Annotated in this window: 13 protein-coding genes; 7 read left to right on the forward strand and 6 right to left on the reverse strand. The window is 33.7% G+C overall.

The genetic code is table 11. The features are described from left to right. Positions 1-40 precede the first annotated feature (40 nt). Positions 41-1,282 (forward strand): MFS transporter, encoded by a 1,242-nt coding sequence (locus tag EV143_RS00375; RefSeq protein WP_133505900.1) that lies wholly within the window; start codon positions 41-43, stop codon positions 1,280-1,282. 184 nt (positions 1,283-1,466) lie between these two features. Here EV143_RS00375 and EV143_RS00380 read toward each other — a convergent pair whose 3' ends face one another. The 5 genes from EV143_RS00380 to EV143_RS00400 form a co-directional block, all read right to left on the reverse strand. Next, complete coding sequence (locus EV143_RS00380; protein WP_133505902.1) at positions 1,467-2,498, reverse strand: asparaginase; 1,032 nt, start codon at positions 2,496-2,498, stop codon at positions 1,467-1,469. Further along, on the reverse strand, positions 2,488-3,624 hold the full coding sequence (locus tag EV143_RS00385; protein ID WP_133506638.1) for a 1-acyl-sn-glycerol-3-phosphate acyltransferase: 1,137 nt from the start codon (positions 3,622-3,624) through the stop codon (positions 2,488-2,490). The genes EV143_RS00380 and EV143_RS00385 overlap by 11 nt, the downstream gene beginning before the upstream one ends. Before the next feature lie 61 nt (positions 3,625-3,685). After that, entirely contained in the window at positions 3,686-4,465 is a 780-nt protein-coding gene (locus EV143_RS00390; protein ID WP_133505904.1) for a TatD family hydrolase, read from the reverse strand. A gap of 207 nt (positions 4,466-4,672) precedes the next feature. Beyond that, a complete protein-coding gene (locus EV143_RS00395) occupies positions 4,673-5,398 on the reverse strand; it encodes a tetratricopeptide repeat protein (protein WP_133505906.1) in 726 nt (241 codons plus the stop codon). Between the two features lie 2 nt (positions 5,399-5,400). Then, positions 5,401-5,985, reverse strand: coding sequence for an RNA polymerase sigma factor (locus EV143_RS00400; protein ID WP_133505908.1), 585 nt, complete (start codon positions 5,983-5,985; stop codon positions 5,401-5,403). 131 nt (positions 5,986-6,116) lie between these two features. Between EV143_RS00400 and EV143_RS00405 the strand changes: the two genes are divergently transcribed. The 6 genes from EV143_RS00405 to EV143_RS00430 all read left to right on the forward strand — a co-directional run bounded on the left by EV143_RS00405 (position 6,117) and on the right by EV143_RS00430 (position 18,440). Continuing rightward, complete coding sequence (locus tag EV143_RS00405) at positions 6,117-6,416, forward strand: hypothetical protein (protein ID WP_133505910.1); 300 nt, start codon at positions 6,117-6,119, stop codon at positions 6,414-6,416. A gap of 202 nt (positions 6,417-6,618) precedes the next feature. Next, positions 6,619-7,608: a hypothetical protein gene (locus tag EV143_RS00410; protein ID WP_133505912.1), complete on the forward strand. Its 990-nt coding sequence runs from the start codon at positions 6,619-6,621 to the stop codon at positions 7,606-7,608. A gap of 124 nt (positions 7,609-7,732) precedes the next feature. Next, a complete protein-coding gene (locus EV143_RS00415) occupies positions 7,733-9,685 on the forward strand; it encodes a PKD domain-containing protein (protein WP_133505914.1) in 1,953 nt (650 codons plus the stop codon). Between the two features lie 148 nt (positions 9,686-9,833). Then, complete coding sequence (locus EV143_RS00420) at positions 9,834-12,497, forward strand: CHAT domain-containing protein (protein WP_133505916.1); 2,664 nt, start codon at positions 9,834-9,836, stop codon at positions 12,495-12,497. Beyond that, positions 12,449-12,886: a retropepsin-like aspartic protease gene (locus tag EV143_RS00425; protein WP_133505917.1), complete on the forward strand. Its 438-nt coding sequence runs from the start codon at positions 12,449-12,451 to the stop codon at positions 12,884-12,886. The genes EV143_RS00420 and EV143_RS00425 overlap by 49 nt, the downstream gene beginning before the upstream one ends. Before the next feature lie 166 nt (positions 12,887-13,052). Further along, on the forward strand, positions 13,053-18,440 hold the full coding sequence (locus EV143_RS00430) for a T9SS type A sorting domain-containing protein (protein ID WP_133505919.1): 5,388 nt from the start codon (positions 13,053-13,055) through the stop codon (positions 18,438-18,440). 170 nt (positions 18,441-18,610) lie between these two features. Here EV143_RS00430 and EV143_RS00435 read toward each other — a convergent pair whose 3' ends face one another. Further along, positions 18,611-21,787, reverse strand: coding sequence for an efflux RND transporter permease subunit (locus EV143_RS00435; RefSeq protein WP_133505921.1), 3,177 nt, complete (start codon positions 21,785-21,787; stop codon positions 18,611-18,613). Positions 21,788-21,824: the final 37 nt, after the last annotated feature.

Consider the following 21,824-nt stretch of genomic DNA (forward strand, 5'->3'; position numbering starts at 1 on the left):
GAAATCATAATCCCGAACTTTGTAAAAAATATCAAGCATTATGTTTAAGGCTTTAAGATCAAAAAACTTCAAATTATTCTTTTATGGACAATCAGTTTCTGTAGTAGGAACCTGGCTTCAGAAAACAGCAGTAAGTTGGATGGTTTACAGCGTTACCGGTTCAGTTTTTTTACTTGGTTTAACCACTTTTTTAAGTATGATTCCGTCGCTGTTTCTGGCTCCGTTAGCAGGAAGCATAATTGGTCGTTATGACAAACACCGAGCGATGATTTTACTGCAGTCTTTGGCAATGCTTCAGGCGGGTGCGTTGGCTTTATTGATTTATTTAAAAATATACAATATCAACTTTATTTTGGCACTGAGCTTAATTCAGGGAATTATAAATTCTTTTGATATGACTTGCAGACAAACCATGATGATTGATATTGTAGACAACAAAGAAGATTTGCCAAATGCTGTCGCTTTAAACTCAACTTTAAACAATTTTGCCCGAATTGCTGGTCCTGCAATGGCCGGAATTATTCTGCACAATTATGGTGAAGACATCTGTTTTATTGGAAACTTTCTTAGCTACATTCCGGTTTTGGTTTCTTTATTAATGATGAAAATAACACCGCACATAAAAGCGACAGATAAATTCAAAATGCTCGAAGATTTTATTGAAGGTTTAGATTATGTAAAAAAAGAAACCGAAATGGCAAAAATGCTTTTGATGTTGATGTGCAGCAGTTTGTTTGTTATTTCTTTCAATACTTTGATGCCTGTTTTTGCCAAAGATATTTTTAGCGGAAATGCTCAGACTTTTAGCTGGTTCGAAAGTGCAGCCGGAATTGGATCGATTGTATCAGCGATTTATCTGGCCAACCTGAAAAAATCAGACAACATGAACAAAATAATGATCGCTGCGAGCTTATTATTAGGTTTTAGCATTATTATACTTGCTTACTCAAATAGTTTGACTATCGCGCTTATTTGTATGGCTTTGAGTGGCTTGGGAATGATGGCACAAACCTCATCGATAAACATTTATGTTCAAACCCAAAGTGCTGTGAATATGCGATCCAGAAGTATCAGTTATTATTTAATGGCTTATCAGGGAATGATTCCTGTGGGAAGTTTGATAATTGGATATGTTTCACACATTATTGGGACAAGAAATACGGTTGCGATTCAGGGTATAATATGTATACTTTCTGTAATTGTTTATGTGTATTATAAAAATCGCAGTTCTGAAGAAGAGTTGGAAACTTGTCCGGTTGAATATCGAAATTCCAAATTTTAAATTTCAAATTCCAATTATACTCAAACTTGTCATTTCGACCAAAGGGAGAAATCACACTCGTAATTCGACAAAGATTGATGACTGTCCGTGCGGAGTTTCTAGTGTGATTTCTCCCTTCGGTCGAAATGACACAGCTGTGTTATCTTTTCTAAAATGAACTTATATAACTTATATGGTGAAAAAACTATAATGAAATCTCTCCTCTTAAAGCCGTTTCAAAAATATCTTTAAATTCAGATTGTGGAATATTGTGACCCAACAAATACATCAATTTTGTAATTGCGGCTTCTGTAGTAATATCTTTTCCTGAAATAACGCCAAGCGATTTTAGTTTTGTGCTGGTTTCGTATTGTCCCATATTTACACTTCCGCCAGAACATTGTGTAACATTTACAATGTGTAATCCTGACTGAATTGCTTTTTGAATTAAATTTAAAAACCAATCTTCGGTGGGAGCATTTCCTGAGCCGTAGGTTTCCAGTACAATTCCACGTAAATCTTTAATCCCTAAAATTGAAGATAAAACAACTTCGCTCATTCCCGGAAACATTTTTATAATGGCAACGTGATTGTCTAAGTTTTTATGCACAATCAGTTTTGCGTTTTCTTTTATAGGAAGAAATAAATGTCTGTTTAATTTAAGATGAACTCCAGACTCGACCAATTCAGGATAATTTGGTGCCGTAAAAGCTTTAAAATGTTCCGCATTTACTTTTGAAGTTCGGTTTCCTCTGTATAATTTATATTCAAAATACAAACAAACTTCATTAATAGCAGGTTTTCCATTTTCCTGTAATGATGCAATTTGAATCGCCGTAATCAGGTTTTCTTTGGCATCGGTACGCAAGTCTCCAATTGGTAACTGAGAACCTGTAAACACAACTGGTTTGGTTAAATTCTCCAACATAAAACTCAATGCTGAAGCAGAATAAGACATGGTATCTGATCCGTGTAACACTACAAAACCATCATAACCAATGTAATTTTTTTCAATAATTTCAGCAATTTTCGTCCACATTTCAGGATTCATGTTCGATGAATCCATTGGGTTTTCAAAAGAAACTGTTTCAATCTCACAATCTAATTGCTTGATTTCAGGAATATTTTGCAATAATTTCCCAAAGTTGAATGCTTTTAGTGCACCCGTTTCAAAATCTTTGCTCATACCAATGGTTCCACCGGTATATATTAAAAGTATTTTAGCTTTAGATGACATCCTGATATTTCAATTTATTAACTACAGGATTTGCATACATAGATAAAAACCCAAGTCTTGTTACCGGATTTTCACTTCCGATACGCATTTCTAAACGACGCTCAAACAACGATTTTTCATTCTCTTTGTATAAATGGGAGAATTTATCCGTTTCATTTAAAATGTCGTAAGCGATATAATTGGTTGGCCATAATTGATAATTCTTTAAAATAGTATCATCTATAACTTGTGCCAAAGCCTGAATCTGTTTATTTCCATTATCATTTTCAGCCTTAATCTGATCAATTTCAGTGTCTAAAACATCTCCAACTGAAATATGTATTCTTTTTTTGGTTCCCATAATTCCACTTAAAATGGTCATGAAATCCTCATTTTTATCTTTAATATAAACTTCGTTGTTTGCTTCTGCCATTAATTGCGGCATTTTTAAAACATCAGTCGGATCGTATTCGTATGAAATAGAAACCGGAACAATTTTTAATTTCTTAAAATAATCCATTAAGTTGGCTTCATCAGAACCCATTCCAATCATTTTTAAAACTCCCGGATTGGTTTCGTCATTTCCGTCTTTTGTTCTTCCTTCTCTTTGAGCAATCCAAACCGAACGATTTTCGCGAAGCAATAATTGCCCCATATATTCTGCCAGTAACTTAGAACTTTGCAGCATTTCTCTCGGCGTTAAACCTCTTAAAACCAAAAAGTTTCTGTTTAATTTTGCCAAAGTTGCCAGGAAAGCTTTTTTAACCAGGTTATCTCCAATTGCAGAAGCTGTCATTACCAAACCATGTTCGAACAAACAAACGTTCAGTAATGTTGTGTCTAAAAGAATATCTCTGTGATTGGAGATAAACAAATAAGAAGTATTTTTTTCCAGTTTATCAAAACCAGAAGTAGTAAGTCCTTCAGAACTTTTATCAAGAACCTTTTGTATGGTGTTATAAATAAAATTACATTGAAAATCACGAATCGAATGTGTTTTCTTTAATTGATCTTTCCAAACCTCATCTTCTACTTCCGGAAAGGTAAAGTTCATCATAGTTTTCATCATCGGATGATTTACAACATCATGAAGTGCTTCGTTTATTTCAGAATCATAAAACGGTCGAATAGCATCAAATCTCTGCATCATATCTATTTTTAAGTGGGCAAATGAACAAAAAAAAATTTAAATTAAAGTAACTATTGGGTTAAATACCAAAAACGTCTTTTGAGTTTTGGGTTGTGATTGTTGCTATTTCTTCTTCAGAAATAGCATAAATATCAGCGAGTTTTGCAATTACATTTACCAAATAACTGCTTTCATTTCTCTTTCCTCTATAAGGAATTGGCGCTAAATACGGTGAATCTGTTTCGAGCACAATGTGTTTTAAATCTATTTGATTTAAAAACTGATCTATTTTTCCGTTCTTGAAAGTAACTACTCCTCCTATTCCTAATTTCATATTATAAGAAATTGCCTGTTGTGCTTGTAATAAAGTTCCGGAAAAACAATGAAAAATCCCAAATAAATCTTCAGATTTTTCTTCTTCGAGAATTTCGAAGATTTCATCAAAGGCTTCACGACAATGAATTACGATGGGAAGTTTGTATTGCTTTGCTAATTGAATTTGCCTTTTAAACGCAATTTGCTGTTCTTTTAAGTGTGTTTTATCCCAATACAAATCGATTCCGATTTCGCCAACGGCATAGAATTTTCGTCTTGATAATTCGGTTTCTACGTGTTGCATCTCTTCTTCGTAATTATCTTTCACGTAAGTGGGATGCAAACCCATCATCAAAAAAACATTATCGGGATAATTTTGTTCTAAATCGTACATCGATTGTGTCGCGGCAGCATCGATAGCAGGAATGAAAAAACGAGTTACTCCGGCGTTTATTGCTCTTTGAATCATTTCGTCACGATCCTGATCAAATTCTTCAGAATATAAATGTGTATGTGTATCGGTAATAATTAGTGTTGAATTCAATGGTAAAATTTTTTATGAAGTCAAAACTACGACAATATTAAAAACTTTCCAATTGGAATGGATGGCACGCGGATGACGCGAATTTCACTTCGTGAAAACGCGGATTAAAACGGATTTTTTCTTGTTTTTAACCCAAAAAAAATTCGCAAAGTATTTTAACTCTTTGCGAATCTCTGTGAAAATTCTTTGCGGCTTTTGTGGAAAAACCTATTCCAGTTCTTTTAATAAAATCTGAACCTCAACATAATCTTCAAAATCTTCTGGAATTGTCAACAAGATTTCCTTACAGGCTTTATAATCTCTTTGTTTTAATTTTATTAATGCCAGATTCCAAGTTGCTTTATCTTTATAAACAGAAGTTCCGGATTTTAGCGTATTAAAAACATTCTCTGCTTTTTGAGTTTTGTTCGCTTCTAATAATGAAACTCCATAAAAATACTGTATTTCGGGCGTGTCATTTGTTTTTAAAATAGATTCAAAAAGTGGAACGGCCTTTTTATATTCTCCTGAATTATACGCTGTTTCGGCTTCTTTTAATGTTGCATTTGCATCACTTCTTTCTGTAAAATAGGCTTGTTCAGGATGATTAAAATCTTCAAAAGCAGGATTTTGATTGTAATTGTAAAGAAGTAATCCAATCAAAATTAAGGCAGATGCAGCAACTCCGTAATGCCATGGTTTTAATGGAATTACTTTTGGTTTATCTGCGTTGAAATGTTTATCCGAAATCTTCGTAAGATTTTCTTTGAAGGCTTCTCTTTCCTGTTCGTATTCAAATTTAGTTTCTAACTGAAGATTTACTGCTTTGAAAGTTTCAAATGCAGCGGCAAGTTCCGGATCTTCTGCCAATTGTTTTTCAAAACTATTTCTTTCTTCAACAGTCATTTCATTCTGAAGATATTGATCAAATAATATGTAGCGTTCCTCGTTCATGACTAATTGTTTTTTAGGGATTTAAAGTTGTTGTTTTCCTGAATCCATTGTATAAGCTGGCCAATGCATAACGATTTTTTCTTACGGACATAACCGTACGTAACGTTAAGTTTCTCGGCAACCTCTTCCATTGATTTAATGGAGAAACTCAGCTTTAACAATTCCTGGCATTTGTCTCCCAATTTTAGAAACATGGCATCAAAAAGCTGCTGTTTTTCATCAAATTGTTCTGTTTGTTCCACCAGTTCAAGTCCGGATTCATTTATAGATCCCACATCTTCAGTAATTGTTACCCCTTTATTCGAAGTTTTTTTCAATTCATTCAGCCATTTTCTTTTGCATAACAAAAAAAAGTAGGCATCAAACGGGCAAGTCAATTGCAGCGTATTGGCTTTGGCCTGATTAAAAAGCAAAATCATTATTTCCTGAACAATGTCTTGCGCCTGATCCTTATCTCCGGAATTGTTCATTATATAAAAAACTACTTTGGGAACGTACTTTTTATAAATCTCCTGAATGATTGCCGAATTATTTACAGCAAGTCCTTCAATATATTTTTGGTCAGGATGAATTTTGATTTTGCCCATAAAACAACTTTTTAATTAGCTAATGTAAATATAATCTCAAAATAAATTTTAACGATTGGGGTAACAATTATAAAATCAAGTTGATATAAAGTTAACAACAATCTTTTAAAATCATTAAAAAATTAAGAGAAATGGAAAGTTACCAATTTATAGACGATAAAAATCTGGACCAGTTTCACAAAATACTTTCTTCTAAAATGAGAAACGGTTTTGTGATTATAGAACATAATGAGAAATTACCTTATGTGGTTTTATCCAAAGAAAAAAAAGAAATCAATCATTCTCTTCATTTTGTCCTTACAATTATGACACTCGGGTTTTGGTCTATTGTCTGGATTTATTTAATCGTTACGCTTTCGCGGAAAAAAGACATTCTGGTCGCACTCGACGAAGACGGAAATTTATTTGAAGAAAAATGTCTTTCGAAATAAATTTTAAAAATAAAATAAAAACAGGGGTAACAAAAAATAATACAAGTTGATATAACAGTATAAAACAGGTTGAAAAAATAAATTTTAAAAATAAGGGTAACAATATCAAACCCGAATTGATATTAGAATATAAAAACTATAATTAACCAAAATCTGAAAACCACTTGAAACAATCAAGTCAGATTTATAAAAATTAGAAATCATGAACACAAAATTTAAAACACTTGCATTTTTATTTTTAGCTTTAACTTCATTCGTAAGCTGCGACAACAGCGATGGTGGCGGCGACAATGTTATTCTTCCTCCAACTTCGGGAGCTTTTAAAGGCATAACTGAAAAAGGAATTAAAAGAAACACACAAAATTTTACTGTTACAGCAGGAAACGGTATGATCACGATAACTTCTGCAAAAGGAGTTAAATTAAACATTAACGGAGATTGTTTGACTAAAAACGGAAATCCTGTAACGGGGGCTGTTGATATCGAATACATCGAACTTTTTGACAAAGGAAATATGTTGGTAACCAACAAACCAACAATGGGAGTTACTGCTGACGGAAAGAAAAACTTACTAATTTCTGGTGGTGAATTCTTCATCAAAGCTACTCAGGGCGGTGTTGCGCTTCAAACTTCTTGTACTATGAATTTAATTGTTCCAACGGCTTTAACTGACGGGCTTGATAATACAATGACATTGTGGAATGGTGCAATTGATGACAAAGGAGAATTGGCCTGGAGAGAAAACAAACCAAATGCTGATGGAACTGGTGGCGGAAAAGGCGGTGTTCAAGGCGAAGGAAACAACTACTACGTAACTTTTGGAAACTTTGGATGGACAAATGTTGACCGTTTTTACAGCGATCCAAGACCAAAAACTACACTTCTTGTTGATGCTCCGGAAGGTTATGATAACACTAATAGTGCTGTTTATCTTTCTTATGATGGAGAAGGAACAAACGCTCTTGCAAAATTAGATACTTATACGGCAGAAGGATTATTCAGCGAACACTACGGTCAAATTCCGGTTGGTTTAGCTTGTCACATCATTTTTGCTACCGAAGATAACGGTCAATGGCGTTATGCAATCAAAGCGGTAACAATAACTGCAAACGCTGTTTACACTTTTACAATTGCCGAAACAACAGTCGGTACCGAAGCTCAACTGGTAGCTGCAATCAATGCTATTCAGTAACTTACAAAATACTTTTTTAAGAAAAAGTGGTGATTTGCTCATCACTTTTTTTTACATTTAATCTAGTTTTCAAATTAACTCTGATGATTTTAACCACAATCAGGGCTTAAAAACCTCTAAAGTTATGAAACCACTATCGTCTATTTTCTTTATTCTGTTTTCTGTTATATCAATAGCACAAACCAAAGTAAAAGACACCATAACCCGAAGAGCCAACATTGGTTTGATCCAAAACGGAAATACTATTACTTATAAACCCGAAACGCCTCCTTTGATTCCAATTGCAGGTGCGCCAAAGCCTAGCTATTCTTATTTATGGGAACTCGGTGACGGACATTATAGTAAAGAAGCTGAACCTAAACACGTTTACAAAAATAAAGGAACCTATACCACAAGACTTGCCGTGACCAACAATTACGACAACGGAAAGCCTCCGGCTACGCGTCCTAAAAAAGTAGCCATTAATGATATTACTGATACTGATTTTAAAGACATTGCCTCGATAGCAGACCAAAATGGTTTTGCGATCATTAAAAACTGCGATCCAATTCCGGAACAGGAAATGGTAGTCGTAGTAGGTTATCAAAATCTGGAGAATTATGTATCAAGTGGAAAGCTTTATCTTTTTTATAATGAGAAGCAATTTAAAAGCAACAATTTCGAATTAGTCGATTTCAGAACGTATGCCGGTGAACGTGAAGTAAAAGAAAATCTGGTCGCTTCGGTTAATGATCTCGACGATACAAAATCGTATTTGGCTTCCGCCGAAAATACAATCAAATTTAAAAAATACCGAAATACAACTTCTGAAGAAGATCTTGATGCTTCATTATTAGATGCCAATAAAACGTATCATAATGTTTCGGTTTTAGAATTTGATGATGCTAATCCGGGTGAAACGCGTAATGTTTTTTATACTTTTAAAACAACTCCGGAAATGATTAAAGATACGAGCGCAACGGTTACGATGCGAGGTATTTATGTGCCAAACAGAAGTTATAAAAACCATAAAATAAAAAATCTGGAAATGGAAATTGTAACTTCTCACGATCCAAACAAAATGGGTTCTAACGGAAGTTTTATGAATTACAGATTAGTCCGTTTTAAAAGAGTGAATTTTAAAACGCGTTTTCAAAACAACGGAGAAGGTCCGGCAAGAATGATTCGGTTAGAAACGGATATTCCGGATATGTTCGACAAAAAGACTTTCCAGATCGAAGACATGTATCCAAAATGTCCGATTTGTCCAAAAGATGAAGTCCCAACGGTGAGCTGTCTGGATACTATTATTAAACAAAAACAGATTTTCTTTACTTTTAAAAACATTTATTTACCGGGAAGCGAACAAAAAAATGTACATGAAAAAGATAGTACAAAAGGTTTTGTAAAATACTCGATGAAGTTTGCCGAAGATTTTCATAAAGTAAAAACCAGAAGCAGAACGGCAATTATTTTCGATAAAAACGAACCTATCATTACCAATTATGCCACTACTCGATTTTTGCCTGGAATTTCTATTGGTGTAAAAGCAGGTTATAATCTTTATCCTGATTTAGAAAAATCGACAAGTTATTTTGTGGGAGCGACGATTTCGCCTTTTAAATCGTATCGTTTTTATTGGCAGGCCGAATGGCTGAATGCTTTAAATAAATACGATAATGCTGTTAATGTCACAGATCAAATCAATACAAACGCAAACGGAGTTAGGCAACTCGTACGCACAACCACAGCAACTGAAAACAAGAATATTAATTGGGAAGTTCCGGTTTTGATTCGGTATAACATTAATAACTATATTGGCGTTGGTGCCGGAATTCAGGCTAATATTAATGTTTCTGAAGAACAAAATCAAAATATAAAAATTGAAACTTATGAAGGCGATAAAGGAAACTTTTTAATCAGTACAACTACATCTTCTAACACGATGAAAACTTCTTTTGCGGATTTTAAAACGGGTTTGTTGTTTGATTTAACCGCAGGTTTTGCCAGAATCGGGCCGAGTTTAGGTGCGCGTTATGTGATTAACTTTGAACAGGGTTTTAATTACTTTCAGTTTTATGGAATCTGGAAGTTTTAGTTTTTCACCATATAAGTGATATAAGTTCATATTATATAAATGTTATCTTAAACACAGATGTCATCCTGAGCGAAGTCGAAGGGTTTACAGCAAAAAAGGTCTTCGACTTCGCTCAGACAGACAATTCCATATTCAACACAATTATAACATGAATTTATATCACTTATATGGTTTAATCTTGCTTTTTGTAAATCTGAATGTTTACGGGCAGAATCAGGAAGATAAAATATACAATGCAATTGATGTTTTCGTAGCAAATCCTTCCGTGAAAGCATTACAAAATTTAACCAATACAGAAACTGCTTTCTGGAGAAATCCAAGACCAAAAACCAAAGATGAATTACTGGCAATTGTGGTTTTGAACTGCAATAAAGCGTATTACGAAAATCAATTTGGTCAAACTCAAAATGCGATTGCGAGTTATGAAAAAGCCTGGCAAATTTACCACAAGAATAAACTTTCTAATTATGATATAATTGAATTTTGCCTAAAGCCTTTGGGAAATTTATATACGGTTTTGGGTGATTATGACAGCGCGGAAAACACAATTAAACAATACTTTTTTATCGTAAATACTGCTAAAAATTATCCGGAAGCACAAAAACAAAAATTTGCTGCAATTCTGAATTTATCAAATGTGTTTCAGAGTTCGGGAAAAATTTCTTTAGCGATCGATTTGTTGGAAAGTACTTTAAAAACAGAGCAATTGTCGAATTCTCAAAAAGGAATTTTATGGAATAATTTGGGTAATAATTATATCTTGAGTTCTGCTGGAAATTTAATGCATCCTGAAATTTATCAAAAAGCAGAAAATGCTTTTAAATTGGTTCAAAATTATCTACAAAACGAGAAAGGACAATTAGAAACTTTATCCAATTCTTATCGAAATCTCGCAACGCTTAATCGGCAGAGACATCAATTTGAAGTCGCGAATTTCTATTTAGACAAAGCTGAAAAACTATTTTTAAAAATTTCAAATCAACAACCACGAAAAGTAGCAAAACTTTATTATGAAAAAGCTTTATTGCTTTTTGATGAAGGAAAAGAAGAGGAAAGCACAAAACAAATTTTGACAGTTTTTAAAATTTTAATTCCGAATTATAAATCAAAAAACAATTTACCCAATCAAAATCAATTGTATGCTGAAACTGTTTTAATTGATGCACTCGATTTACAGGCTGAAATTTTCATCAAACAAAATCAACCCAAAAAAGCACTTCAAGCTTTTGGGCTTTCATTTTATATTGAAGATTTATTGATGAATGTTGTAGTTTATGAAAATTCGAAAATCATTACACAAATTCGAGCAAGAAACCGTACCGAAAAATGTCTTTTGATTTATGACCGATTGTATCAGAAAGAAAACAAAATACAATATTTAGAAGAAGCATTTCAATTGGCCGAAAAAACTAAATCGGGTATTTTGCAACGTTATCGTTCGAATATTAAAAACGCTTCCGCAGAAGAAAAACAGCTTTTACAGCAACTTCAAAACTTAAATAATGCCATTTTAAAAGAACAGCAAAAAGGTGATTCGGCAAATATTTCAGAAATTAATAGCCTTATAAATAAGCAAAATGAATTGATGCTTTCGCTGAAGAAAGTTCAGTCTGAAAATCCGGATTATATTCCTGAAAATTGTGATCTAAAAGCTTTATATTCAAAATTGGAGAAAGACAAAGCTGTCTTAGTTTATTATTTTATAGGAAAGGAAAATTTGTTTTATTTCACTTTACAAAACAAGAGAATTAATCTTCAACATATCTATACTGCACATAGAGCTATGCTCGAAATTGTAAAATTTATTGATTATTTCAGTTCTGCAGATGCCATTACAAATGATATTTCAGGTTATAATAGTTATGGAAAACACGTTTACGATTTATTAAAATTACCCACTAATTCTGTCTACCAAAATCTAATAATTGTTCCTGACGGAATTTTGAATTTTCTTCCTTTTGAAGCTTTAATTACGCAAGAATCAAATACAATGAATTTTGCCAAAATGCATTATTTATTAAATGATTTTAAGATTGGTTATAATAATTCGGCGAATATTTATTTGAACTCAAAACCAAATTCAAATTCAGAAAAAACGGTTTTGGGAATTTTTCCGGTTTTCGAAAAAACAGCTTTTGAATTGAGTTATTCTAAGAAAGAATTGCAATCGATACAATCTAATTTTAAGGGAAAATATTTAGAAAATGCAAACGCCAATTTTTCTAATTTTAAAAATAATGCATCTCATTATTCTATTTTGCATTTAAGTACACATGCATCTTCGGGCGATATTGAAACTCCGGCAAGTATCAAATTTTATGATCAGGAAATATTATATTCTGAATTGTACAATCTGAACATTGATCCTGATCTAGTAGTTTTAAGTGCCTGCGAAACCGGAATTGGAAAACTCTATAAAGCAGAAGGTGCTATGAGCGTAGCGAGGGGTTTTCAGTTTGCAGGAGCACAAAATTTGCTGTTTTCTTTATGGAAAGTTAACGATTACACAACTTCGGTTTTTATGGCTGATTTTTATAAAAACATTAAAAAAGATGTTCCTTATTTTGAAGCAAATGCGAATGCAAAGCTTGATTTTTTGAATGATAAATCGATTCCAAATGCTAAAAAATCTCCTTATTATTGGAGTTCTTTTGTGTATTACGGCTCTATTTCGACAGAAGAAAAATCAACGAATTATATCTATTACATCATTAGTTTATTGGCGTTAATTGGTTTATTTTTGATATTCAATCACTATCGAAAATGGAAGATCTTCACAAAGTTCTCAAAAAAGAGAATTACAAAAAAATAAAATTCAAGGTTACCAAAACACAACACCTTTCTATAAAAGCCAAAATCAATGGTATTACTGGAACTTTTATTTTAGATACAGGCGCATCGAACACCTGTATAGGGTTTGAAAGCATCGAACGTTTTGAATTGTCTGCAAAAAAATCTAAAACAAAAGCTTCTGGCGCTGGCGGAACGGGAATGAAAACGCAAATCTCTTCTGAAAATAAACTTCAAATTGGAAGTTGGAAAAACAAAGATTTCAGCATTGTAATTTTTGATCTTTCGCATGTAAATGAAGCTTTAGAAGCTTATAAAGCAAAACCGGTTCACGGTATTATTGGCGCTGATGTTTTACTTGAAGGTAAGGCTATTATTGATTATTTTAATCATTATTTGTATTTAAAGTAAGCTAAATTTGAAAGTTTTCAAACTTCGGGTTTCAGGTTTCCATATATGGTCTGTAATATTAAGTTAGGATTAAAATTTTCATTTTTTTAACAATACTTATTTTATAATTACTCAAAATTGGTTTTTTTGTATACATTTGTTTCACCATTTTAACAAATCTAATACTATGAAAAAAACTCTACTTTGTTTTCTTTTATTATTTTCTAATCTATTTTATGCACAAGTTACTTCTATTTCTGTCTGTGAAGGAACACCTTTTAATCTAACTTCTCTTAAAGCCGATTTTATTGGAAATTTAAATCCAGCAGAAACGACTGTAACTTATTTTTTAAGTGAAGTTGATGCTTTAAATAATACAAATGAGATTGCAAATCCAACAACCTATAAAGGTTTTGTTGGTATAATGAATATTTATGGAAGAATTGATAATAATGGCACGATTTCATCCAATTATTTTAATCTGACTACTTTTCAATCGATATCTGTAAGTGCTTCACATAAACCAATACTATGTAAAGGTGAGACTACCGCTTTGAGTCTTACTTCTTCTGGAGGAAATGCGCCTTATCTCTATTCTGTAAACGGAAGCGCTTTTACAACAAATGATTATTACAATAATTTACCTGCTGGAACATATCACATAGAAGTAAAAAGTCAAAATATTATTTGTCAAAATACTAAACTTACTTATGTTGTTCCTGAACCTGAAGCTTTAGTGGCAACTCATACAATTGCAAATCAAAACGTAATAATTATTACGGCTACTGGAGGAACAAGTCCTTACCAATATTCATTAGATGGAATAACTTATCAATCTAGTACTATTTTTTCAAATGCAACTCCTGGAAATTATATTATAAGAGTACGCGATTTTGAAGGATGTGGTACAACGGTAAACGCAACTGTTACTCCTTTTTTAAATGTAGCTGCATTTGTTAGTAAAGAATTAGATTGCTCAGGTAACGGCAATAATGGAATAATAACTGCAAATGCTACAGGTGGTCAAGCTCCTTATACTTATTCAATTGATAACGGATTTGTTTATCAGCCATACAACGTATTTAATAATTTAAATGCGGGTACTTACACTATAAAGGTTAAAGATGCCTTAAATTCAGTTTCAAACCCAACTGCAGTGACCATAGCACCGCTTATTAATGTAACAGGTGTTGCACTGGTTACTAACGCTACAAGCTGCAGTAATGCATCAATTTTTGTTCAAGCAACATCTGGGCATGCCCCATATCTTTATTCTATGGATAACGGACAAACTTTTACGAATAGTAATATTTTTAATAATTTGACTCCTGGCAATTACATTTTTCTAATTAAAGACAGCAAAGGCTGTGTTTCAGCTCCGCTATTTAATACGGTTCAACCTCCATTGCCACCGCTAACAATAACAGCGGCGAACACACCATTATTATGCTGGGGCGAAAAAACAACTTTAACCGTTATAGCAGCAGGAGGACAAGCACCTTATCAATATTCAATAAATAATGATCCTTACATAAGCAGCAATGTTTTTGCGAATCTTAAAGCAGGAAATTATACCATCAAAATTACCGATGCTGCAGGTTGTGTAAATACACTTCCTTACACGATCACAGAGCCATCAGCTGTAGATGCAAACATGGTAATTGACGGAAATACGATATCAATTCTCGACGCGACAGGAGGAACCGGCACTTATCAATACGCTATTGATAATGGCAGTTTTCAGGCTAATAATGTTTTTACAAATGTTACTATAGGAATACATCATGTAAGAGTAAAGGACTCTAATAATTGTGAACCGGGCAGTTTTTGGGCTGAGATAGTGAGCCCTATTACGGCTGCAATTGCAATTACTAAACAATTAGAATGCACGAGTAATGCAGAAATTACGGTTACTGCAACCGGCGGATTTACTCCATACGTTTATTCTATCAATGGTGGAACAACATTTCAGGCTAGCAACATTTTTACTAATCTAGCTGCTGGAACTTATACTATTACTGTAAAAGATAACGATGATAAATTATACACACAATCGATAACAGTAAATCAGTTAATGCCTATTTATGCTGACTTTTTAATTGACAAGCAAACTTTGACTATTAATGGACAGGCTGGAACTGCGCCTTACGTATATTCTGTAGATGGCAGTGCGCTTCAGACTAATAATGTCTTTACAAATTTAAGCCCTGGCATTCATCAAGTTTATATAAAAGATTCAAAAGGCTGTCAATCTTTCGTTTTTATGGTTACTATTGAAAATGTAAATCAATTAACGGCTTCAGTAGTACTTACTAAAGAAGCAGATTGTATGAGTAATGCAGTAATTACTGTCAATGCTTCGGGAGGAACTGGACCATATTCTTATTCGATAAATGGAGGAACTATATTTCAAGCCACTAATGTTTTTAGCAATATAGCTGCAGGAACTTATTCGATTGTTGTCAAAGATGCCAATAACGATTTAGCGACTTCAAATAATATAACTGTTTTACCTTTAAGTTCTCCTACAATTTCTCTATCAAAAATAAATGTAAGGTGTTATCAAGCCAGCAGCGGAATAATAAACGTACAAGCGCAAGGCGGAAAAGCACCTTATATGTATTCAATTGGAGGCAATTATACTCCATCGAATGTTTTTACGAATTTAGTGGCAGGTATTTATGATGTGACAGTAAAAGATGCAAACGGATGTATTAGTTCTTATTATATTTCAATAGAACAGCCTAATGCTATAACCTTAACAGCCAGCGCAACAAACTCAACTACTATCAATGATAATAACGGAAAAATAACGGTGGCTGCAACTGGCGGAGTTTCTCCTTATACCTATGCTTTAACAAATTCTAACGGAATACCAATTACCGTTTTTCAATCCTCAAATATTTTTGACGGCTTACAAGCGAGATTGTATGGCGTTCAGGTGAAAGATGCCAATGGATGTATTGCCTCAAAAACTGATATTTCGATTATTAACAAAATCGATACGCTTTCAGCAACTTTTGCTATTACGCAAATAACATGTAACAATCCTTTTGCAACATTAACTTTTACAGCTGTTGGAGGGACTGTTCCTTATCAATATTCTGCAGATAATGGAATTACTTATTCTTCTTCGAATGTATTCAATTTAACAGCAGGATCTTATACGCTGAAAGTGCGTGATGCTGATAATAACACAATGGTTTTGGTAACTACAATAGCTGATCAAACAGCTCCTTCATTTTACTATAATACCTACAAGGGAGTTTGCTCTGTATCTGATTCGGACCGTGGCGGTATAACAATTGCAGCATTTGGAGGACAGGAACCTTATACCTATTCATTTAATGGCGGCCCTTTTGTAATACATGATGATTTATATGAAAACCTAGAGCCGGGAACCTATACTTTTTCAATTAAGGACGCAAATGGATGTACTTCGGATACACAGCATTTTACAATTGTAGAACCAGATCCAATTATCTCAAAAGTAATTGTCGAAAACCAAACTATTACAGTAAAAGCACTTGGTCAAGGCCGCTCCTATGAATTTTCTTTGGATGGTATCACTTTTCAATCAAATAATATTTTTTCCTATTTAAAAAAAGGTATTTATACGGTATACATTAGAGATTATAAAGGATGTACAGCAACGCATGCTGATATAATTATTTCTGAACCAACTTCTTTTACTGCAAATTTTGAAATAACACCTTTAACCTGCGATAGCACGACCGGGAAACTTAATATCATCGCACTTGGAGGTGTCGCACCATATCAATACTCTATTGATAATGGGAGTACCTATACTTCTTCAAATTTATTTGCTAATTTATTTCCAGGAAGTTATATGATAATTGTTAAAGACGCTCAAAATGCTACTGCATCCGCTGCTGCTGTTATAAAACCTCTTGATTCCTTAGCTATAACAACAGTTGTTACTAAAGGCATCGATTGCTTAAGCAATGCTTCAATTACTGTTACTGCTATTGGAGGAAATGCACCTTACACCTACTCAATAGGAAACGGATATACTGCATCGGGTATTTTTACTAATTTAATGTCTCAAACCTATACTGTCAGTGTAAAAGATGCTTTTGGTTGTATTGCCACCACTAGTGCTACGATATCGCAGCCAACAATTTTATCTTTGAATAATATTGGTTCAAATACTACAACTGTTTATAGTAACGACGGAAAAATAACAATTACTGCGTCAGGCGGAACAGCTCCTTATTCCTATTCACTGAAATATGAAAATGGTTCACAAATAATTGGCCCTCAAAGTTCTTCTGTTTTTGAAGGTTTAGCTGTTGGAAAATATACTATAGAAGTAACTGATGCAAAAGGATGTCTTGCAAGTAAAAGTGGAATAACGATTACTTCATCCACTATTTTCGGCACTCTTATGATAACACCGATTACTTGCACAACTTTGGGAATTATAACCATAAATGCAGCGGGAGGCAAATATCCGCATCAATATTCTTTTGATAATGGAAGTACTTATGGCTCATCTAATATAGCTTCAAATTTACAAGCAGGAACTTACACCGTAAAAGTTAAAGATGCAGAAGGTGTTGTACTTACTCTTTCTGGTTCTCTAACTGCTGTAAGTCCATTAGTTGCTACTACGGCTATTACTTCTGTTATACATTGTAATGGCGGTAATGATGCTGTGATTCAAATAACTGCTGCTGGTGGAAAAGCTCCGCACTTTTATTCAATTAATGGAAGTGCTTATCAATCTAGCAATAACTTCTCTAATCTATATGCTGGAAATTATGTTATAAGTGTAAAAGACAGCAACGAATGTTCTACTGTTATGACGATTGCGATCTCTGAACCTGCCGTATTACTATCTAGCATTGATATTAAAAATAATTCGGTGACTGTGAGTGCAACTGGTGGTGCTGGTAATTATGTGTATGCTATTTCAAGTAATTTGGCTGCATTTTCGACAGTTAATACCTTTACAAATTTAGAAGTTGGCAATTACACTGTTATTACACAAGATACAAATGGATGTTTTGCAACTATTGATTTTGTTATTAATCCACCAGCTCCTTTGGCAACAGGAAAAAATGAAGTAGTTGTCGATTTCAAACCAGGGCAAACTTTAGCAGATTTAAGTATCGACGGGCAAAATATTAAATGGTATAGTACTCCGAATCCTTCAGGAAAAACAAGCAAATCAACAGCTGAAACACCTCTGCCTTTAACAACTGTTTTAGTCGATGAAACAACTTATTATGCATCGCAAACCATAAACGGAATTGAAAGTAAGGAACGTTTGGCCGTAACCGCAAAATCAAGCGGAACACTTGCAAACCCTAATTTTGTACTTTCAAATTTTAAATATTATCCAAATCCGGTTTTGCATAATTTAACTATAGAAAATACCGCTGTTATTGATGAGGTAGAAATCATTTCCGTTTCCGGACAAACTATTATATCAAAGAAAATTGATAGTGATCATTCTGAAATTGATTTATCGAATGTTTCTTCAGGGTTTTATTTCTTAAAAGTAAAAGCTGAAGGGCAAACGAAAACAATTAAGATTGTGAAGAAATAAGTGAATTAAATTCCAATCTCGAGGTTACGGAAATAAATTCCAAATTCCAAAACCTGCATTGCGGAAGGAATCAATAAAAAAATCCCAAACTCCAGTAATTGGAATTTGGGATTTTTTATGTTTGGAAATTCCTTTGAAATTTGGAATTTCTTTATTGAGATTTAAAAATCTTAATGTGTATGTTTAGGATTAAAACCGTCTTCGCTTAATTCTGTGTGCTCATAATCAGCAACCATTTCAGCTTCGTAATCGATTTTTTCTCCTTTGCTTAGTCTCGCAATTATTTTCTCCATGATATTGTAAATAACCGGAACTACAATCAAGGTTAAGAATAATGAAGAAATTAATCCTCCAATAATTACCCAAGCCAAACCATTTTTCCATTCAGCTCCTGCTCCAGATGCTAATGCAATTGGGAACATACCAAATACCATCGCAATTGTAGTCATCAAAATCGGACGTAAACGAGCGTGATTCGCCTGAATTAATGCCGTTCTGATTGATTCTCCTGCTGCTCTTCTTTGGTTGGTATAATCGACAAGCATAATCGCATTCTTACACACCAGACCAATCAACATGATAATACCTAAAATGGTAAAAATGTTTAATGAGTTGTTTGTTAATGCTAAAGCTAACATCGCACCAATAAATGAAAGCGGAATTGCAAACAATACCACAAACGGGTGAACGAAACTGTCATACAAACTCACCATTACAAGGTAAACTAATATAATTGCGGCTAATAATGCGATACCTAAAGTACCAAATCCTTCAGATTGGTTTTCTTGATCTCCACCCCAAATATAGTTTACACCGGCTGGCTTTTTAAGTTTATCCAGTTTTCCCTGCCATATTCCAACAATTGTTCCGGATGGAACCCCAACGTTTTGTCCTTTTACAGTTACCGACGCTGATTTATCTCTACGTTCTAACTGGCTAGGTCCTGAACCTTCTGTAATTGTTGCAAATTGAGATAACTTAATTTGTTGACCTGCAGCGTTGATGAAAATCAAATTACTTACATCATTAATACTTTTTCTGTCGAAAGCATTGTATCTAATGTTAATATCATATTCGTATTCACCGGCTCTGTATTTACCATCTGTGTTTCCACTATAAGCAGTTTGCATTGTTAAACCAACTGTTTGAAGTGTTAATCCTAAAGCAGCCATTTTATCACGATCAACTTTAACGTTAATTTCAGGGTTTCCGTCCTCAACCGTCAATTTAATCTCAGTTGTTCCAGGAATTGTACGTAATTCAGCTTCTGCTAATTTTGCAAATGCCATTGCACTTTCTGTTGACGGACCTGTTACAATTAATCCTAAAGTTGCGTCTTCAGCAGTTCCTAAAATACCTACCGGAACCGTTTTTACTTTTGCTCCAACTAATACTTTTTCAAGCTTACGTTTAATTTTTGCAGCATAAACATTCGCATCATCAGTACGATCTTTTTGTTCGATCATTTTTACGTCAATCTCAGCTTTATACGCTGTAGCTTGCGATGCTCCAAAACCTTCACTGGTTTGTCCCACCGTTGTAATTTGACTGTGAACATATTCTTGTGATTTCAAATAAGCTTCTGCTTTTTGCGTCATGAAGTTGGTTTGTTCTAACGAAGCATCTTTCGGCATTTCGATTTGAACTAAAAACTCTCCACTATCAGAAGAAGCGAAAAACTCTCCTCCAATGAAACCTCCACCCATTAATCCTATTGTTGATCCAAAGAACAATACCAATACAACTAAAATGGTTTTAACATAATGATCTAAACACCAAGTCAATAATTCAGAAACCCAGTTTGTAAAACGAGTTAAATAACTTTCGAAACCAAGAATAATTCTTCCGAATAAATTCTTTCCTTCAATATGTTCTAATTTTCCATAACGAGATGATAACCAAGGAATAATTGTAAATGAAGCTAAAAGTGATAGTAAAGTTGAAATAATTACAGTAACACAAAATTGTGTAATAATATTAGAAACTAAACCAGAACTCATTGCAATAGGCAAGAACACTACCACAATTACCAATGTAATCGAAGTTACGGTTCCACCAATTTCTGCAGTTCCATCATAAGAAGCACGGATTCTGCTTTTACCCATTTCCATGTGCCTGTAAATATTCTCGAGGACCACAATCGCGTCATCGACCAGAATACCTACCACCAGAGATAATCCAAGTAAACTCATTAAGTTTAAGGTATATCCCATCAAATAAATACCAATAAATGTTGCAATTAATGATGCCGGAATCGAAACCATTACGATCAACGAGTTTCTAATACTGTGCAGGAAGAACAACATTACAAAGGCAACCAGAACAACCGCAATTAATAAATCATGTACAACAGAATCTGCTGCTTCAAGAGTAAAAATTGTACTGTCTTTTGCAACTTCTAATTTTAATTGGTTTGATTTATAATCTTTTTCAAGAATGGCAATCGTTTTTAATAATTGCTCACTTACCGCAACCGCATTCGCATCAGATTGTTTTACGATTTGTAAAACAATAGCACTTTTTTGATCTACACGTGATATTTTCTCCGCAATTTTTTGCGTATCCTGAACATCGGCAATATCACTTAAACGAATTTGAATTCCGTTTTGAGATGAAACTACCAGATTTCTTAATTCTTCAACACTTTTATATTTACCAGCTAAACGAATTAATATCTTTTGATTACGAGTCTGGATGTTTCCTGTTGGGAAATCTAAGTTCGATGTCAAAATAGTTTGTTGTACCTGAGGAACAGACAATCCGTAACCCTGCATTTTTACAGCGTCAAGATTCACCTGAACTTCACGCTCAGAACCACCAATAATATTTACCTGAGCAACACCTTGTACACGAGATAAAATAGGAGCAATTTTTTTGTCAATTAAGTCATAAAAGGCTGCTTCATCCATTTTTCCGTTGGCACCAAGTGTCATAATTGGTAAATCACTCAGCGAGAATTTGGTCAGTGCCGGTGTTTTAACATCTTCCGGTAAATCACTAATGATCGCGTTTATTTTACGCTGTGCATCATTTAGTGAGAAATCGACTTTTGCATTTGATGTTAATGTAATCGAAACAATAGATAAACTTTCGTAAGATTTCGAGTCGATTTTTTTAACATTTTCTAACGAAGCAATCGCATCTTCAATCTTTTTTGTTACCGTATTTTCTACCTCACTCGGAGAAGCTCCTGGATAAATTGTAGAAATTGTAATAACGTTTTGTTCAAATTTAGGAATCAGCTCATAGCCTAACTGGCTGTAACTGAACAATCCACCAAGTATCAGGATTGTAAATAATACAATCACTAACGACGGACGTTTTATGGATATTTCGGCTAATTTCATATTTTTTGCTTTAGGCTGTAGGCTTTAGGCAATAAGC

The sequence above is a fragment of the Flavobacterium chryseum genome, from assembly GCF_004362015.1.
Taxonomy (GTDB): Bacteria; Bacteroidota; Bacteroidia; order Flavobacteriales; family Flavobacteriaceae; genus Flavobacterium.

Coding starts and splice junctions, on each gene's coding strand:
- EV143_RS00430 (WP_133505919.1), top strand. CDS start 13,053: ATGAAAAAAACTCTACTTTGTTTTCTTTTATTATTTTCTAATCTATTT.
- EV143_RS00380 (WP_133505902.1), bottom strand. CDS start 2,498: ATGTCATCTAAAGCTAAAATACTTTTAATATATACCGGTGGAACCATT.
- EV143_RS00405 (WP_133505910.1), top strand. CDS start 6,117: ATGGAAAGTTACCAATTTATAGACGATAAAAATCTGGACCAGTTTCAC.
- EV143_RS00410 (WP_133505912.1), top strand. CDS start 6,619: ATGAACACAAAATTTAAAACACTTGCATTTTTATTTTTAGCTTTAACT.
- EV143_RS00415 (WP_133505914.1), top strand. CDS start 7,733: ATGAAACCACTATCGTCTATTTTCTTTATTCTGTTTTCTGTTATATCA.
- EV143_RS00375 (WP_133505900.1), top strand. CDS start 41: ATGTTTAAGGCTTTAAGATCAAAAAACTTCAAATTATTCTTTTATGGA.
- EV143_RS00395 (WP_133505906.1), bottom strand. CDS start 5,398: ATGAACGAGGAACGCTACATATTATTTGATCAATATCTTCAGAATGAA.
- EV143_RS00400 (WP_133505908.1), bottom strand. CDS start 5,985: ATGGGCAAAATCAAAATTCATCCTGACCAAAAATATATTGAAGGACTT.
- EV143_RS00385 (WP_133506638.1), bottom strand. CDS start 3,624: ATGCAGAGATTTGATGCTATTCGACCGTTTTATGATTCTGAAATAAAC.
- EV143_RS00420 (WP_133505916.1), top strand. CDS start 9,834: ATGAATTTATATCACTTATATGGTTTAATCTTGCTTTTTGTAAATCTG.
- EV143_RS00435 (WP_133505921.1), bottom strand. CDS start 21,787: ATGAAATTAGCCGAAATATCCATAAAACGTCCGTCGTTAGTGATTGTA.
- EV143_RS00425 (WP_133505917.1), top strand. CDS start 12,449: ATGGAAGATCTTCACAAAGTTCTCAAAAAAGAGAATTACAAAAAAATA.